The 17497-nt window shown below is 51.2% G+C and carries 17 protein-coding genes, 1 pseudogene and 1 other annotated feature; of the genes and pseudogenes, 2 read left to right on the top strand and 16 right to left on the bottom strand.

The features are described 5' to 3' along the window. Nucleotides 1–55: 55 nt before the first annotated feature. Nucleotides 56–1051, top strand: a complete 996-nt coding sequence (gene nrdF / locus ACEPST_RS01960) for a class 1b ribonucleoside-diphosphate reductase subunit beta (RefSeq protein WP_204120970.1) — start codon at nucleotides 56–58, stop codon at nucleotides 1049–1051. 294 nt (nucleotides 1052–1345) lie between these two features. Here nrdF and ACEPST_RS01965 read toward each other — a convergent pair whose 3' ends face one another. Then, nucleotides 1346–2257: a 3-hydroxyacyl-CoA dehydrogenase gene (locus tag ACEPST_RS01965; protein ID WP_204120971.1), complete on the bottom strand. Its 912-nt coding sequence runs from the start codon at nucleotides 2255–2257 to the stop codon at nucleotides 1346–1348. Between the two features lie 178 nt (nucleotides 2258–2435). On the opposite strand from ACEPST_RS01965, the gene ACEPST_RS01970 reads away from it, so the two are divergent. Then, nucleotides 2436–3014 (top strand): TIGR00730 family Rossman fold protein, encoded by a 579-nt coding sequence (locus tag ACEPST_RS01970; RefSeq protein ID WP_204120972.1) that lies wholly within the window; start codon nucleotides 2436–2438, stop codon nucleotides 3012–3014. Nucleotides 3015–3062: 48 nt separating this feature from the next. Here ACEPST_RS01970 and mprF read toward each other — a convergent pair whose 3' ends face one another. From mprF to ACEPST_RS02045, 15 genes and pseudogenes are all read right to left on the bottom strand, one after another. Continuing rightward, complete coding sequence (gene mprF, locus ACEPST_RS01975; RefSeq protein ID WP_204120973.1) at nucleotides 3063–5672, bottom strand: bifunctional lysylphosphatidylglycerol flippase/synthetase MprF; 2610 nt, start codon at nucleotides 5670–5672, stop codon at nucleotides 3063–3065. A 203-nt stretch (nucleotides 5673–5875) separates the two neighbouring features. Further along, nucleotides 5876–6526 (bottom strand): VTT domain-containing protein, encoded by a 651-nt coding sequence (locus tag ACEPST_RS01980; RefSeq protein WP_204120974.1) that lies wholly within the window; start codon nucleotides 6524–6526, stop codon nucleotides 5876–5878. Nucleotides 6527–6538: 12 nt separating this feature from the next. Continuing rightward, nucleotides 6539–9172, bottom strand: coding sequence for a YfhO family protein (locus ACEPST_RS01985; RefSeq protein ID WP_395390474.1), 2634 nt, complete (start codon nucleotides 9170–9172; stop codon nucleotides 6539–6541). 15 nt (nucleotides 9173–9187) lie between these two features. Next, a complete protein-coding gene (locus ACEPST_RS01990) occupies nucleotides 9188–9832 on the bottom strand; it encodes a phosphatase PAP2 family protein (RefSeq protein ID WP_395390475.1) in 645 nt (214 codons plus the stop codon). A 9-nt stretch (nucleotides 9833–9841) separates the two neighbouring features. Next, a pseudogene (locus ACEPST_RS01995) lies at nucleotides 9842–10783 on the bottom strand (glycosyltransferase family 2 protein). A gap of 101 nt (nucleotides 10784–10884) precedes the next feature. Further along, nucleotides 10885–12273, bottom strand: a complete 1389-nt coding sequence (locus ACEPST_RS02000) for a sensor histidine kinase (protein ID WP_204120977.1) — start codon at nucleotides 12271–12273, stop codon at nucleotides 10885–10887. Nucleotides 12274–12278: 5 nt separating this feature from the next. Beyond that, nucleotides 12279–12974, bottom strand: a complete 696-nt coding sequence (locus tag ACEPST_RS02005; protein WP_204120978.1) for a response regulator transcription factor — start codon at nucleotides 12972–12974, stop codon at nucleotides 12279–12281. A 190-nt stretch (nucleotides 12975–13164) separates the two neighbouring features. Next, the gene (gene rplL / locus ACEPST_RS02010) at nucleotides 13165–13530 is read right to left on the bottom strand and encodes a 50S ribosomal protein L7/L12 (protein ID WP_125765686.1); all 366 of its coding nucleotides are present in this window, start codon (nucleotides 13528–13530) and stop codon (nucleotides 13165–13167) included. 57 nt (nucleotides 13531–13587) lie between these two features. Continuing rightward, nucleotides 13588–14094: a 50S ribosomal protein L10 gene (rplJ, locus tag ACEPST_RS02015; RefSeq protein ID WP_204120979.1), complete on the bottom strand. Its 507-nt coding sequence runs from the start codon at nucleotides 14092–14094 to the stop codon at nucleotides 13588–13590. A 25-nt stretch (nucleotides 14095–14119) separates the two neighbouring features. Further along, nucleotides 14120–14244: a sequence feature (ribosomal protein L10 leader region), on the bottom strand. A 72-nt stretch (nucleotides 14245–14316) separates the two neighbouring features. Next, nucleotides 14317–15015 (bottom strand): 50S ribosomal protein L1, encoded by a 699-nt coding sequence (gene rplA / locus ACEPST_RS02020; protein ID WP_204120980.1) that lies wholly within the window; start codon nucleotides 15013–15015, stop codon nucleotides 14317–14319. A gap of 98 nt (nucleotides 15016–15113) precedes the next feature. Next, nucleotides 15114–15539: a 50S ribosomal protein L11 gene (rplK, locus tag ACEPST_RS02025; RefSeq protein ID WP_020088139.1), complete on the bottom strand. Its 426-nt coding sequence runs from the start codon at nucleotides 15537–15539 to the stop codon at nucleotides 15114–15116. A gap of 131 nt (nucleotides 15540–15670) precedes the next feature. Then, nucleotides 15671–16222 (bottom strand): transcription termination/antitermination protein NusG, encoded by a 552-nt coding sequence (gene nusG, locus ACEPST_RS02030; protein ID WP_125765683.1) that lies wholly within the window; start codon nucleotides 16220–16222, stop codon nucleotides 15671–15673. A gap of 125 nt (nucleotides 16223–16347) precedes the next feature. Next, nucleotides 16348–16524 carry a preprotein translocase subunit SecE gene (gene secE, locus ACEPST_RS02035; RefSeq protein ID WP_125583947.1) on the bottom strand — a complete coding sequence of 59 codons (177 nt, stop codon included), beginning with the start codon at nucleotides 16522–16524 and terminating at the stop codon, nucleotides 16348–16350. 46 nt (nucleotides 16525–16570) lie between these two features. Then, nucleotides 16571–16720, bottom strand: a complete 150-nt coding sequence (gene rpmG / locus ACEPST_RS02040) for a 50S ribosomal protein L33 (RefSeq protein ID WP_125765681.1) — start codon at nucleotides 16718–16720, stop codon at nucleotides 16571–16573. Between the two features lie 74 nt (nucleotides 16721–16794). After that, a complete protein-coding gene (locus ACEPST_RS02045) occupies nucleotides 16795–17364 on the bottom strand; it encodes a sigma-70 family RNA polymerase sigma factor (protein ID WP_204120981.1) in 570 nt (189 codons plus the stop codon). Nucleotides 17365–17497: the final 133 nt, after the last annotated feature.

Below are 17497 nucleotides of genomic sequence, written 5' to 3' on the forward strand. Positions count from 1 at the left end.
GTCCGACGACTTGTTTTGGGAACAAACAGACGCACACTAAAAGGAGTGCCCGCACATGGCAAGAACTGAAAATTATAACGCAATCAACTGGAACCAGGTCTCCGATGAGATCGACAAGGCCACCTGGGAAAAATTAACGGAACAATTCTGGTTAGACACCCGGATCCCCGTCTCCAATGACTTGGACGACTGGCGGACGTTGGATACCGACCACAAATGGGTCGTGGGTCACGTCTTCGGGGGCTTGACCCTGCTAGATACCCTGCAATCCCAAGACGGCATGGCCGCCCTGAGACGCGACGTTCGGACGCCCCACGAAACGGCGGTCCTGAACAACATTCAATTCATGGAATCCGTTCACGCTAAGAGTTACTCGACGATTTTTTCCACGCTGAATACCCCGGACGAAATTGATGAAATTTTCCAATGGAGTGATTCGGAAGAATTTTTACAAAACAAAACGGAGCGCATCTATGACCTGTACCACGACGATGAGCATCCCCTGAAGAAAAAGATCTCCAGTGTCTTTCTGGAAACCTTCCTGTTCTACTCTGGCTTCTTCACCCCGCTCTACTACCTGGGGCACAACAAGCTGAACAACGTCGCCGAAATCATCAAATTGATTCTGCGAGATGAATCAGTTCACGGCACCTACATTGGCTACAAATTCCAATTAGGCATGAAAGAGCTGACCGACAATGAGCAGCAACAAATGAAGGACTGGATGTACGACTTCTTGTACAAGCTATACGCCAACGAAGAACAATACACCCACACGTTATACGACCAAATCGGCTGGTCCGACAAGGTCTTGACCTTCATTCGCTACAACGCCAACAAGGCGCTGATGAACCTTGGTCAGGATCCGCTCTTCCCCGATACGGCTGAAGACGTCGACCCCGTGGTCATGAACGGAATTTCCACGTCGACCGCCAACCATGACTTCTTCTCGCAAGTCGGTAACGGCTATCTCCTGGGGAATGTTGAAGCCATGAGCAACGACGACTACAACATTGGCGAACCCGCCGACCCAGACGATTCCCAACATTAATAAACGTAGAAACCGGCAACGCACAGCCCTCAGAGGGTTGGCGTTGCCGGTTTTTTTGCGCTTAAATTTTAGTCGGCCATGACCCGTTGGCGACTGTGCAAATAACTATTTCAATGGTGGAAATAACGATTTTCATGGGAAATCTCATCGATCACTTATGGTACACCCCCAGTTAATTTTATACCCGTTATTCACTTGTAATCTCGGCAGATTGGCGTAAGATTCAACCTAACCCGAAAAAAGAGTGCGTCAAAAAAGTCTGGTAATCTCTCACCAGACTCCGACTCTCTACCATTAATCTTTGCCATCATCCTTCAAAAACTTCGCCGACGCAAACGCCGGTGCCGGATAACTGTAAAATCCCTGGTTACTTTCCTGACCCAATTTATTTTGATCAATCATTTCTGACTTGATCTTGTGGGCAACGTCGACTAACGTGCCCTTTCCCGGCGCCGTGCTGGCCGCTAACATGATGTTGTAGGCCGTCCGTAATCCAATCTCATCGAGGATGCCAAAGGGTCCCATGGGCGCACCCGTGGCCACCATCCAGGCCCGGTCAATCGTCTGGGGGTCGGCAACCTCATGGACCCATAAAACCAGTGCCGCATCCATGAATGGGATTAAGATCGTATTGAGAATGTAGCCGGGTTGCTCCTTGTGTAGCTGGATGACGACCATCCCAATTTGCCGGGCAAACGCCACGACCTGCTGGTACACCTCAGGCGACGTGCCCTGGTGGCCCATGGCCTCCGCCATGTTGTTTTCCCACACGTGGTTAGCAAAGTGTAGCGCCATGAACTGGGCTGGCCGCCCGGTAATGGCTGCGAACTGACTGGGCACCATGGTTGAGGAGTTCGTTGCGAAGATGGTGCGAGCGGGTGCGACCTTGGCCAGTGCCGCATAAAAGTCATTCTTAATGGCCACGACTTCGGGCACTGCCTCAATCACCAGGTCCGCGTCCTCCACCGCCGTCTCCAGGTCGGTCGCAAAGGCTAACCGGTCATTCGTGTCATGAATCACGGCTGGCGTGGCATTCATTTCCTGGGCGTAGGCCTGGTCCCAGGTGGCAATGCGCCGCTTGGCCGCCGCGATGGCCGCTGCGTTAATATCATAGATAGTCACCTGAAACCCACTATAGGCTGTTTGGTAGGCAATCTGACTGCCCAGGGTCCCACCACCAGCGACGACAATTCTTTTAAATGCCATGTTGTTCATCCTCCTTAACACCGACTCATTTTGATTACCCCTAGCTTACTCAGCAAGCCAGCCGGCGACAATCAAAACTACAATGTTAAGGTCGGACATTAACTAAGTGACTTTATTCACCAGGATAGAACCATTTTGCGGTATAATTATTTAGACTAAAAACTTTGGGGGTAATCCTATGCCAACTGTTAAAAATGTTTGTGTTTTCTGTGGTTCCAACCACGGTTACAATCCGAATTTTCTAAAAGAAACGAATGCTTTGGGCCAATACCTGGCCGACAATCACCATCCACTGGTTTACGGTGGCGGTAAGGAAGGCCTCATGGGCGCCATTGCCACCGCAACCATGGATGCTGGCGGTGAGGTCATCGGAATCATCCCAACCTTTCTGAGCGAAATGGGCCTGGCCAAAACGGACATCACTACGTTGCTTGAAACCAGCACCATGGACGAACGTAAGGATGAAATGATGCGCCAATCCGATGCCTTTATCGTGCTCCCCGGCGGATTCGGGACCTTTGAAGAATTCACGACCATGCTTTCGTGGAGTCAGATCAACGTTCACCAGAAGCCCATCGCCCTCTTCAATATTGACCACTACTACGATCAATTGGTGGCCATGATGCAGAAGAGCTGTGATGAAGGCTTTGCACCCCAAGAAAACATGAACCTCTTCATCGATGCCGCCACGATTGACGACATGTTTACCGGCTTTGCCAATTTCAAACACCAATTACCATTCAAATACACGAACTAGACGAAAGACGCCACGACCCGCAAGAAACTGCCAGCCGTGGCGCCTTTTTTAATTGTGATTTTGCCAGTGGACCTCATCCGTGACCCAGCCGCTCAACCAGCGCGGGGCTAGTCGGGGCAACGGTGTCGTCGGTTGATTGATGACCAGGACCAGTTGGAGCATGGTAAAGATCAACGATTGACGACGACGGTAAGCCAAGTATTTCGACTGCCAGTCCGTCACGTATTTTTCCTTATATGCCCGCAGGCCCTGGAAACTGTAGAAGTTCGAACCATACTCGTAGATCAAGTGTGCCGCCCGTTCCTCAATGAAACTAAATTCCGAGACCCCCACGTTAGCCAGGGGCGCCATCCCCAGATTAAAGCTGGCGTACCCCTGGTCACGACAGGTCTCAAACAGGTAGACGAAGAGGCCGTCCATAATCCCCGAGGGGGCATCTCGCCGGGTACGCATCAGGTCAATCGACGTCATCTGATGGTCGCCGGTCGGCATCAGATTGGCAAAGGCCACCAAGGTGCCTTCGGCGTCAACGACCACCGCGACCGGCGCTTCATTCAGGTATTCCCTGTCAAAATAGCCCATCGAGAAGCCCTTTTCCGTTTCGTCACCCAACCAGGAATCGGAAATTGTTTTTAACGCTTGATACTGGTCCTCACTCAGTGGCGGTTGCAAGAGATCAAAGCGATACCCCTCCCGCTTAAACTTGTTGATCAGTGCCCGTTCGCCACGGTGGGCCTTCCCCGCTAAGGTAAAGTCCTGTAGGCGAACGTGACCCTCCTCACCCACCTTGATGAAGTCAAACCCCATTTCATGCAGGCGCAGCGTCAGTGTTTCACTAATTTCATAGAAGACCGGCCGTAAGCCCGCCTGATTGGCATCGTGCATAAAGGCTTGCAGGGCCGGCGCCAATTTATCTTGATTCCCAATGGGCTCGCCCATCACCAGTAACTTATCCGCCTTTTGCCGGTAGAGTAGGAAGAGCTGGTCGACCCCCGCCTCCTGATAGAAGTACGCGCGTTTGTCCCGCAGAAAGGCCAGATGACTGACCTCGTTGCCCCCAAACTGGCGAATCACCGCCCGCATTCTCGGGGCATCATAAGGCGCCTGGAGCCACTCGGGCTTGCCAGCCGCTAGATACCGGAAGATACCTAATAAAATCAGCAGCGCCACCAACAGGCTCCCCAGACCCGTCAACCAGACCTGCGTGGATGGTAACAGCCAGGATTCCGGCAAGAATGGTCGGTGATGGTGACTCGGGAAACTGGAGATGCCAATGATCGTGTACACCACAAAGGTGCCCACGTAGATGAGCCCATCAACCAGGAGTCCACCCCACGAGTAGTGAAAACTCGTCCGGTACAGCTCTGGTCGTGCAAAGAGTAGGCAGGCTAAAACCAGTCCTAGCAGAATTGCTAAGCCAACCGGGAAGTTCTCCCGCCACAGCGTGTTGCCAATCGCCACGACCAACACCACGAGTGTTGGCCAGTAGGCCCGTTTGACCCGGGAGCCCACGCCACGCGCCAGGCCAATCAGTAGAAAGGCCATGACGATGTTGGTAATCTGACTCAGGAAATAAAACATGTAGGGCACTAATCGCAGGTAAAAATGATTGGCCAAAACCACGTCGGGAATGGTCGCAAATAAGAGCATCATGACCCCGGAAAAATACATAAAGGTCGTCACAAATAAATGCGCGGCTCGCCGGAACGTGGCCACCGGTAGACCATTTAAGAATTGATTCAGTCGGTGCCCAACGTCGTGGATGAAGAAGCCCACGCCGACGCCAAACGGTAAGAGGTAGTAAAAGAGCCGGTAGAGCAGCAACCACCCCGTGGCGTCCGCCCGACTGACACCCAAAAAGCCCAGACCAATAATCATGAAGACGTCAAAGGAACCCAGTCCCCCAGGAATCATGGAAACGACCCCGGCAACCGAAGCCACCACAAACATCGGAAAGACCGCGGCCAACGGAATGGGTAACCGCAAGGCCCAACCAATCAACAGGAAGAAGAGCGCACAGCTCCCCCACTCCAGACTGGACCCTAAGATCAGTTTGAATTCACGACGCCACGTGAGGTCCTTAAAGAACTCGCCGTCGCTGACGCGGGTGAAGATAAAAATCCCCGGGAAATAGAGCCCCCCGCCTAGTAACCAGAACCAGTATCCCCGGAATGGTTGCCCGACATCAAAGCCGAACAACAAGATCAACGCGACCCAACAGGACAGCGACAGCCCCGCCAATAGGAACAAGGCAATCTTCGAGATGGCGTACACCACCTGTTTTTTCGTCGCTGATTTGGCATAAAAGTTGGCGCGGAGACTGGCCCCCAGCAAGCCCCCCATGCCGGCTAAATTTGTAAACGTATTGGTGGTCCACCCGCTGCGAATCACGTAGCCCCGCGAAAACTTTCCCGGGAGAAATTCAACAATCGTAAAATCATAGACCAGCATCGGTAAGACGGCCACAAAGCCCCCGACCAGTAACAGGAGAAAGGTCCCCGTATCTAGTGTCGCCAGCTCCGCACGCAGTTGTTCCCCATTAACTTCGTGGGCCACTCGGCCGACCATTTGAATCACAAAAATCAAAATTGAAAATATAAAAAGCCCCTTGATCAGGGTCAAATGTTTCTGAATTCGCCCCCACAATCTTTTCCCCATAGTCGCTTACCTCCCCGTAGTTCTTCATTATCGCAACCAATTCGATGAAGAACAATTGTTAACCTATACAAAGCGCTGGTTAATTTAACAACCTAACAGCTTCTCACTAATACCCAGCATAGCAAAAAAGAGCAAGCCCCGACCAGTGTTTGTGGCGGGCTTACTCTAAATTTAAGGCTTTGCGGAATATTCAAGCTAACCAACTATTTCGCGCGACGGCCCTGAAGCGTCATGCGGACCCAGCCAATCAGTGCCGGCAACAGGGAAATCACAATGATGCCGAGCACGACTGCTGAGAAATGCGCCTTGACCACGGGAATATTGCCGAAGAAATACCCGCCGCCACAACAAATAGCCACCCAGGCAATCGCCGCGCTCACGTTATATTTGAGGAAGCGGGAATAAGCCACCTGCGATCCGGCCGCCACAAACGGCACGAACGTCCGAATAATTGGGAGAAAGCGCCCCAGAAAAATGGCAATCGGTCCGTGGCGTTGGAAAAACTTTTCCGATTGCGCCAATCGTTTCCGATTAAGTAACCGGTCAAACCAGGAGTGCCCGCTTAGCGCCATCCCCGTTCGCCGACCCAGATAGAAGTTCAACGAATCCCCGGCAATCGCCGCCACTAAGAACAGCGGCACGAAGAGCCAAATGTGGAGTTGATACACCGGGTTAGCAGCCAAAGCGGCCGCCGCAAATAAGAGAGAATCTCCCGGTAAAAACGGCAAGATCACCGCCCCCGTCTCGATGAAGATAATCGCAAACAAGATGAGGTAGGTCGTGCCACCAAACGTACTGACGAGATTAACAAGGTGACTGTCAATGTGTAACACAAAATCGACGAGGTATCCCATGATTGTGCTCCTTTACTTTTGTTTGGTATGTTTAGCCGTTGGTTGACGCCGGTTGCGCCAATACCAGCTGAGACCAGTGAATCCCAACAGCGACGCGAGGCTGATACCCAGCCCTAAACGGCCGCCTGGCACGTGATAGGTCAACTGGATCCGGTTTTGTCCCGGTTGAATTGGCAGGCCCATTAAGCCATTAACCAGCCGCTGAGCGGTCACCCGTTTGCCATTGACCCGTGCTTGCCAGCCAGTATCGTACGGAATGCTCAGGAATAACTCAGACTTTTGCGCGGATCCCTGAACGTGCCCCGTAAGCTTGGTCTGGAACCGACTCTCTTGGGTTCGCAGCGTTAACTTCTGTTGGCGCACGTCCTGAACCAATTTGGTAAAGTCGCTCTGCCGAAGACTCATGATCTGGGTCTTGTAGAGAGCAACGGGATAGGTGGCTGCAAAGCGACAGGTCAGCAATTGACCCCGCTTGAAGTCCCCTAGCTTGAGTAAGACGGCCTGGCCATTACTATTCGTCGCCGGCTTAATTGACCGGCCGTTGACCTGCATCGTTGCATACTTGGTGCCACCGTTCACGGCCCAAAAGTAGACGGGGCCGGTCGCCGTGGCTCGCATGGTCAACACGTGATGTTCCGGATAAGTCGTCTTCACCCCATGGATGTGCCCCACGTGTTTGACGTGATCACTGACGAGTTTAGCTTGCGCCAGGTACGCCTGTTTTTGCGGTCGAAGTGCCTGCATCAAGGCTTCTTGATTCCGTAACGCATCACTACTCAGTTGCACGGCCGCCAACGCTGGTGAGACGGCAAAGCCCATCCCACTGTAACTGGCCGAGGGCGTGGTCACGGACTGGTTCCCCGTCAGATGGACGGAATCCTTGACTCCGAGCAACAATTCGCTCAGTGGGGTTAACCCCGTCGCGCCAATGCGCCGCACGTTATCACTGAAGAGGCCCAGCTTTTGCAGTGTCTGGCGCGTTTGTTCGTTTAAGGTCGAACTGTACGCCGCCACGCCATGGAAATTAAACAACAGACTATCATTGTAGTTGTTGTAATGGCCCGTGTAAGCCCGGTTAATTAACGTATTGTCATTTTGAACCCGGTAGAGTTGCCCGTCTGGATCATTGACCTGCCCCATTTGTCGGTTCTCGGCCTGATAAGCCGCGGCATAGGCCTGCGCATGACCAAAGGCACTACCGCGCATGGCCAGCATAAAGTTTCCCCCGACCTCGGTGATGACCAGCAAACTAATGAGCCACTTACGCCAAATTTTCTGCGTGGCAAAGATGACCGCAGCCGCTAAGCCAATATACAATACCGACAAGCCAACGCTCGTCCAGTGAATCGTCTGAATGTGCCGATAGTAGGTCGCCAATTTCGCAGAGTGTCCCTGTACGAGTTTCAGCATCCCTTTGATAAATAACGCGCCCACGACCACACTCACAGCCTGTATCGCCGGCAGCCCCCACTGCCAGTGCCGCTTGATTTGTCGCGGCTCCGCTTGCCAGGCAGCAAAGGCCAATTCAACCATGATAAAACTAAGGAAGAAGACATTGCGGAACGGAAACCCAGCCGGCGCCTGCATCATGTGCCAAATTGTATTAAACGTCCGCACCCACATAGCCAGGAACAGTGCCAGCAAAAGCCCCGCTGCCGACCATTTACGTTGCTTCGTGATGCGGGGATGGACAAAGTACGTGAGCACTAACACAACCACGACACTCGACACAAATACGGTCGGTGCGTGCCACAGACGCTGAGAATAGGTCGTGGCCCCCACCCCAAACTGGGAGAAAATTTCCAGGCCGAACTCTGGGACCGGTCGCCAATTGATGGCGCTGGTCGCGGACTTGGCCGTCTGGAGCATCCCAATCCCCGTGGGAATCAAGATCACCGCGGCACTAAGCCCACTGAACATCGCTGTCAGCACAAATTGACTCAGCCGGCCATACCAGTCGGCCGGACGGGTGAGCTCATCGCGTGTCGCCGACCAGTTAACTAGCACGTAAACAAAGTAGAGCGCCGCAAACAGGCACGTCATGTACCCCAAGTAATAGTTGGTCACGATACTGGCCAATAGCCAGCCGAAAAACATCCCCGGACGCTGCTCCCGCACCAAGCGGTCAATACCGCCTGCCACCAATGGTAAAATGATTAAGGAATCTAACCACATGAAGTCAAAGTAATTCACTGCGACAAACCCACAAAAGCTGAATGTCAGCGCAAAAATCACGGTGAGACGTTGGGTCGTCCGGAAATGATGCTGCAAATACCAGGTCATGGTTGCCGCGATGGTCGCAATCTTGGTCATAACAATCAGGCTAGCCGCTATCGGGACCTGTGCCGCACTGAAAAAGACCACAATCAGGTTAAACGGACTCAATAAATAATAGGCCACCGTGGGAACCACGACGCTCCCTAATGATTGTGAGAACGAATATAAATGAAAGACCTGATACTTTAAGGCGTGTTGCATGGCGGTTAATAGCGGAATGTATTGGGTCCCCATATCGCTCATCAACAGACTATGCGGTCCAAATGGCACCACGCCTGCGTGCAGGAAGACCCCCGAAACGATTGCCAGTGCCAGTAGCCACGCAATCCCGGTATTTTGCCAAACTTTTTTTGCCGATAATGCTGCCATGTTGCCACCTCATCCTTACTCTTTAACCAAATTTTTTTGCCGCTTGTGGACGACCCATTCTCGTACACTGATCATTTCTAACCACCAGCCATTAGCTAAGAGGACGCTCCCCAGAACGTCGCTCGGATAGTGTGCCCGCAGGCCCAATCGCGCCAACAATACCCCGATGACGCCAAGAATAATCAAGGCCGTCACCCACCAGAAAACAGCGTTGCCCTTTAGAAACCGGTGCAATAGCGTAATCAGCATTGCGGCCAGTAACACCGTGCCAAAGACGTGCCCACTAGGAAAGCTAAAACCGGTATCCGCGACGACCTGATGCAGCGGTCGTAGCCGACCAACCAGCTGCTTGATCACCAGTAGCAGGCCATCCCCACCGATAACGCCCAACAGGGTGACCCCTGCCCAGCTGTGCTGCCGAATGCGCCAGAGGAAGAGCGCCAAGACTACCGCCAGGCCACTCATGACCAGTGGACTCCCAAATAGCGTCAACCATTCCCAGACCCGAACGTGCTGACCCAGTGCACTGGCACTAAAACTAGTCAACCACTGTTGATCTAAGCGCATCAACGGCGCAAATTGTGTTTTAACCAAAATGGCCAAAATCAGAAATAGTCCCAAGCAGCCAAACGCGGCCTGCTGATTCTTTTGTCTAATCATGTTCTCCTCCTACCGTTTATCCTTGATCAAGTATTGGGGCCGGTGCTTCGTTTCTAAATAGATTCGCCCAATATACTTGCCTAGAATCCCCAAGCACAGAAGCTGGAGACCGCCTAACATTAAAATAATGGCGACCAGTGAGGGCCACCCCGCCGTTGGATTACCAAACAATAGCGCCCGTCCCACAATCCAAATCATCGCCAGGATGGCGCCGATAAAGGACAGGCCGCCCAGCTAAGATGCGATGGCCAGGGGAACCTCTGAATAGTCCATGATGCCTTCTAAGGAATAATCCAATAATTGCCGCATGGACCAATGCGTTTTCCCAGCAACCCGGTCCTGATGCCGAAAACTCAGGTATTTCGTCTTGAAGCCGACCCAACTGAAGATGCCCTTAGAGAACCGGTTGACCTCTGGCATCTCGATAATGGCTTGCACCACGGACCGGCGCATCAACCGGTAATCTCGGGCCCCAGGGACGATTTTTACCTGGGAGATGCCATTGATTACATGGTAGAAGGCCGATGATAGTTTCGACCGCAACCAGGGTTCGCCTTGCCGGTCGGCGCGCTTCGTAGCAACCACGTCGACGTCCGTTTCCACTAACATCTGAATCATCGTCGGCAACAGCTCCGGTGGGTCCTGCAAATCCGCGTCCATCACTGCGACGTAATCCCCTTGCGCAGCCATTAACCCCGCCAATAAAGCGGCTTCCTTGCCAAAGTTCCGGGAAAAATTCACGTAATGCACGGCCTCTGGATTTGTTGCGTGGAGATATTGAATTTGTTGTAACGTCTCATCACTTGACCCATCATTCACGAACCAATACTCCCATTGAAATTGATCCCGGTGACGATTAAAATCGGTCATAATTTGTTCCACACGTTTATAAAATAATGGTAAACTCTCTTGTTCGTTATAACTAGGCACGACAATTGAAATGAGCTGCATCTGACACCCTCCTTTGCACAAAAAAGCACTTAACTCTCATGGCAGTTGATAAGTCCATGATAGTTAAGTGCCGCAAAATCTAATATAGGTCGCAAAAGAGATTAATCTGAGAGTTTATCAGAATTGGGTTGGCTCAGCGGAAACGCCACGATAAACTGGCTCCCCTGTGGGTGGTTATCCTGGACCGTAATGGTCGCCCGATTCAAAACCACCAGCTGGGCCACAATCGCTAACCCCAGCCCGGTCCCGCCAATCTGCCGGGTACGCGCAGAATCTACGCGATAAAACCGTTCGAAGATGTGGGACTTGTCTACATCCGCAATCCCCAGTCCGTGATCAACCACCTGCAATTGAACCGCCGTAGCCGTCTTGACCAAGCGCACCGTAATCGGCTGATCCACCGGCGAGTACTTGCCAGCGTTATCTAGCAACGCTGCCACAATCTGTTGCACACTTTCAGCGTTGCCATAAATCACGGTCGACACGACGCCGTCCACCTCTAACGGCTGCTTCAGCACCGTGCGTTCTTCCTCGACCGTCTCATTTAACGCCTCAGCCAAATCGAAATAATCTAGTTGCAGCGTTCCCCGGTCGGCCCGCGACAGTGTCAGCAAGCTGTTCACCAATTTTTGCATGCGCTGCGATTCGTCATCAATAAACTTGACGGATCGGGGGATGATCTCTGGATGCTCGGCCCCACGCCGTTCAATCAGGCGCACGTGCCCGCGAATAGCCGCAATTGGCGTTCGTAGCTCGTGGGCCGCATTGGAAATGAATTCCCGTTCCTGACTGGCGTGGTCGTTAATCGTGGTCAATAAGGTATTGAAGCTGTGGGCCAGTTCGGTCACTTCACTAGGCTGGGCCGGCACTGGCAAAATGGCCTTGGTCGTCCGCACCTGAGACTGTTCCTGTGCGGCCACATTCAGACTCGCTAACGGCTTCGTAATTTTTCTGGCCGTCAACCGGATGTACAGCCAGCCAATCATCACCGTCAGGATCATAATAATCACGACGACCAGAATGACTGATAACAAGACGTTCGTAATCGGCCGTAGGCTCAGCCAAATTTCCGACCGAATACCTAACCGGACGCCTGACCGGTAATAGGTAAAACCGTAACCCGGCGTGTACGCCACCGCAGAAAAGATGGGCATTTGATAGTGTCTAGCGCGGATAAATTTTTGCGTGTTGGGGGAATAGAAGGTCGCGGGGGCCTCCCCAATCTTGCTGTTATAGACTCGGACCATCGTATTTTTCGTGTTGATCGAACTGTTCTTCCGCCAGTGATTCCAATCCGGTTTGTCATCGATGATCGACCGTTTAAGACTCGCCATCAGCTCGACGGAGGACTGTTCGCTCTGCTTGACCAGCTGATAACCGACCGTGGTCACAATCGTGCCTCCCATGAGAATGATCACCAGCACCAACATCCAGATAAACCGGTGCTGAATCTCTTGAGCCGTCGATACGCGACGCTTTTTTCTTGCCATCGCCATCACCCACGGTAGTCAGCTGACAACACATAGCCCAAGCCACGGACCGTGTGAATCAGGGGCTGACTTTCTTCTTCGTTCAGCTTATGCCGCAAATACCGGACGTACACGTCCACCACGTTGGGTTGTCCTTCGAAATCAACACCCCAAACAGCATCTAACAACTCATCCCGGGTCATGGTTTGCCCGGCATTTTTCATCAAGCAGAGCAATAATTCATACTCTCGTTGGGTCAATTGGACCAGTCGGCCATTACGTTGAACCTGCCGCGCCCGCATATCTAGCGTGACATCCGCCACATGTAGCTGACTTTCCGTGGTCGTCTGGTGCTGCTGATGTCGTAAAATAACCCGGATACGGGCCAACAGTTCCTCAATTTCAAAGGGCTTCGTGATGTAATCATCCGCCCCCGTATCCAGCCCAGCAACCTTATCCCCCACATAATCACGGGCCGTCATCATGATGACCGGTAAGCTGTCATGCCGGCGAATCCGGCGCAAGACGCCAAGACCATCCAATTCCGGCAACATCCAATCCAGCAAGATCAAATCCAACTGACCCCGATTAGATTCATAAAGCTCTAAGGCCCGTTTGCCGTCCATCGCGTTTAACACCGTATAATCTTCAAATTGTAATTCAGTGGTCAGCGACGCCAACAACGCTTCGTCGTCTTCCACAATTAAAATAGTCCCAGCCATCTACTCACTCCGTTCAAATTAACTTCTTCCTTAGCTTAATCATTTCGCCCCCAAAAAGCTATTGGACCGTCTCAAACATAAGAAGAAATTAACCGACCAGTGGCACGGTGATCTAGCCGGTTCTCAAAATTTGGGCGCAAAAAAACCGTCACCCGAGGGCAACGGTTTTTCATTTCGTAAGTGAAGATGATTACTTAAGAGTAACCACACCACCAACGGCTTCAAGCTTTTCCTTGATGTCGTTGGCTTCGTCTTCAGTAGCGCCTTCCTTGATGACAGATGGTACGTTGTCAACGAGGCCCTTAGCGTCCTTCAAACCTAAACCAGTGATTTCACGGACAGCCTTGATGGCCTTAACCTTGGCGTCACCAGATTCAGTTAATTCAACGTCGAATGAATCCTTGGCAGCAGCGTCGCCACCAGCAGCACCGGCTGCAGCAACTGGTGCAGCAGCAGAAACGCCGAATTCGTCTTCGATACCCTTAACTAAGTCGTTAAGGTCAGTAATGGATGCTTCTTTAAGAGAAGCGATGATAGCATCTTTATCAAAAGCCATGTTATTTTCCTCCAATAATTGGGTTTTATTTTTTATGGTTCAAATTGAATCAGGGACTTAGGCTGCATCGCCTGCGTCACCCTTTTCAGCAATAGCCTTAACGGCGTAAGCCACGTTCCGTACTGGTGCTTGTAAGACATTAGCCAGCATAGAGAGCAGGTCTTCACGACTAGGCAAGCTTGCGTAAGTGTTGATTTCGTCAACGGAGACAATCTTGTCTTCGATGAAACCACCCTTGATTTCAAGGTCGTCAACGCTGTCAGCAAACTTCTTCAAAACTTTAGCTGGGGCAATTGCATCATCGTTAGAGAATGCAACGGCAGTAGGGCCTGCAAAGAGATCGTTAAGATCACTGTAGCCAGCCTTTTCAGCAGCCCGAACCAAAATTTTGTTCTTGATAACGTTCATTTGAACGCCGGCGTCACGCAATTGCTTCCGTAAGTCAGTTGCTTCTTCAACAGTTAAACCACGGTAGTCAACGACGATAGCACTGGTGGCGTTGTTGAATTTTTCAACAACCTCATCAACCTTTTTAGCTTTAATTGCAATAGCTTGTTCACTCAAATTAATTCACCTCCCGGAGTAGTTTGGTGGGATAAAAAAATCCCCATGTCACCAAGACATAAGGAGTCAAAAGTTTAAGTAAACTTCTTCCTCGGCAGGAAATTAAGACCATTAGGCCACCTGAGTCTTAGGTAGATCTATTAAATACAACTTCAATAGCATACAATACTTCAGCATCACTGTCAACGTATTGCAGGGGATTTTTTTAATTTAAAATTTAACTTAGGCTAATAAAGAAGCCAAGTCAACGTCGACACTAGGGCCGAACGTTGAAGCGATTGAAACGTGTTGAACGTAAGTCCCACGCACAGCGGCTGGGCGGATACGTGCAATCGTTTCGGCAATGGTCTTCAAGTTGCCGGCAAGCTTGTCAGCGTCAAAGGAAACCTTACCAAATGGAACAGCAACGTTACCGTCCCGGTCAGTCCGGTAAGTAACTTGCCCGTTCTTAGCATCGGAAACAGCCTTTTCGACGTTCATCGTAACAGTCCCCGTCTTAGGGTTAGGCATTAAGCCCTTAGGTCCTAAGACCCGACCTAAACGACCAACTTGGGCCATCATGTCTGGCGTTGCAATCGCAACGTCAAAGTCCAACCAGCCGTCTTGGATGCGTTCTACTAAGTCTTGTTCGCCAACAACGTCAGCACCGGCAGCTTCTGCAGCCTTAGCTTGGTCACCCTTAGCGAATACGATTACCGTGGTTTCCTTACCGGTACCATTTGGTAATACTAATGCGCCACGGAGTTGTTGGTCCGCTTGCTTTGTATCAACGTTAAGCTTGAAGGCAACTTCAACAGTTGCATCGAACTTAGCGAAATCCATCTTCTTAACTAAATCAATCGCGTCGCCCATGCCGTAGACCTTGTCAGCCTCGACCATTTTAGCAGCGTCTTGATAATTCTTACCTCGTTTGTGAGCCATTTTTGTGTATTCCTCCTTGCAAATGTGGTTGTAACGGATAAACCTCCCACTTGACACATTTCATTTTCGTGAAGTGTCCGACTATCCGAAAACTGAGCTTAACCTTCGACCGTGAAGCCCATGCTCCGGGCAGTACCTTCAATCATGCGCATAGCTGCTTCAACATCAGCTGCGTTTAGATCTTGCATTTTAGTTTCAGCGATTTGCTTAACTTGATCCTTGGTTACCGTAGCAACCTTTTTCGTGTTAGGTTCGCCAGAACCGCTTTCAACACCAGCGGCCTTCTTCAACAGCGTTGCTGCTGGAGGAGTCTTAGTGATGAAATCAAAGGAACGATCTTCATAGACACTGATCACAACAGGAATGATCATACCAGCTTGGTCAGCGGTACGAGCGTTGAATTCCTTAGTGAAGCCCATGATGTTGATACCTGCTTGACCTAAAGCTGGTCCAACTGGGGGAGCTGGGGTTGCTTTACCCGCAGGAATTTGTAATTTAACGACATTAGCTACTTTTTTAGCCACGAGACAATACCTCCTTGAGTCCGTGTGTGGTAAGTGGGGCTGTTAGTTTGCCCCTCCCACTTTGTACATATGCGTCACGCATACCTGAGAATCATACCACACTTTACTAATCACAACAAGTTCTTTTTGAATTAGCCTAAGATCGGGTCGACTTGGTCAAAGTTCAGTTCAGTACTGGTTTCCCGGCCGAACATGTCGATGTTAACCTTCAACTTCATCTTTTCGTCATCGACTTCGGTAATCTTACCGACTAAGCCACTGAAGGCACCGTCGACAATGGTTACGGAATCGCCAGGCGCAACGTCCAGGTCGGCGTGACGGGCAGAAATCCCGACACGACGTAAGATCCGTTCCACTTCATCAGGTAATAGTGGCGTTGGCTTACTACCTTGCCCATGGGAACCCAAGAACCCGGTAACCCCAGGCGTGTTCCGAACGATGTACCAAGCTTGGTCACTCATGACCATTTCAACTAAGACGTAGCCAGGGAAAGTCTTTTCCATTGAGACCTTGTCCTTACCATTCTTAACTTCGTGTTCCTCTTCTTCGGGCACGACAACGCGGAAAATGTTGTCTTGCATCCCCATTGATTCGGACCGTGATTCCAAGTTCGCCATAACTTTGTTCTCGTAACCTGCGTAGGTATGCAGAACGTACCATTGCTTTTCAGCTGACTCAACCATGTTTGGTGCACTCCTTTAATTTTCATTGACTTTTCGGGCAAAATAAAAAAACTCCGCATACACGAAGTTCCCTGTTACCAACTAATATAGCATATTTTAAGTGATTTGACCACCGACAATTCCGATTAGGAAAGGAACTTTAAGCCGTATTGCACGACCCAGTCGACGACCGCAAAGAAGATTGCGAACAGGACAGAAATGCCGACCACAGTGCCCGTGTCGTGACGAGTCTGCTTAACGCCGGGCCAAGAAACTTGTTTCATTTCGGCACCGACCGATTTGAAGAAACGGAATAAACGCATGGTGTTGCCTCCCTAAAATTAATGTTTGTCGTGATTATCAGTCAAATTAACGGGTTTCCCGGTGTAACGTGTGCTTGCCACAGTACTTACAATACTTCATAACCTCAAGTCGTTGTGTCCGTGTTGCACTCGCAGTGATGGTGTAATTCCGCGACCCGCAAACTGAACAGGCCAGGGCAATTTTCCGTTGAGCCATCTTTCCACCACCTTTATTTTTATCCAATCCAACTCATACTGTAGTAGCTTACCATCCTTTGCCCCTGCCGTCAATCATTCGGCGAGGACTTGTCGCAGCTTCGCCTGTCCCCGGTGGCAAGCGCCCCGCACCTGCTGATCACTCAGCTGATACTGTTGGCTAATACTCGCCAGCGTCTGTCCCAGCAGTAGCCCGGTAAACACCGTGTGCTCGATTCCCGAAAGCCTGGGCAACACCTGATAAATGGCCTCCTTGGTCTCCAGCTGTTCCCGCAATAACCAGTGGTGATCTGGCACCGTATCCGCAATGTACTCGGCTTCCGTTTCAATCGACATGGCGTTGCGGGTCATTTGCCGTTTGAGGGCCTGGGCTTGGCGAATCAAGTCGAAAATCCGGTGGGCCAAGCGGAGTCGGTAGTAAGCCCCAAAGCTACGCAGTCGTTGGCTCTCAAACCGTCGAACCGTTTCACACATCACTAGCAGGGCCTCCTGTTCCCAATCCCCCTGCTCAAATTCTGGGATAAAATACTGGTTCTGCAGTCGCTGCAAGACGGGTCGGTAACGTTCAAACAAAACGGGCAACGCGGGTGAATCCAGGCTCTGATGGAGCAATTCGATTAACGCATGGTCGGATAAGTCAGACACGGGTAACGCCTCCCCTTAGGTAATAACTTAAGTCTAAAGGAGCCCCGCCACGTGCCATAGCGAACGAACGTTTTCTGCGCAATTTATTTTGTTATGCAATCGATTTTCTGGCCAAATAAAAATGGTGCGAGCC

This window comes from Levilactobacillus sp. FUA 3915 (assembly GCF_044053135.1).
GTDB lineage: Bacteria > Bacillota > Bacilli > Lactobacillales > Lactobacillaceae > Levilactobacillus > Levilactobacillus lanxiensis.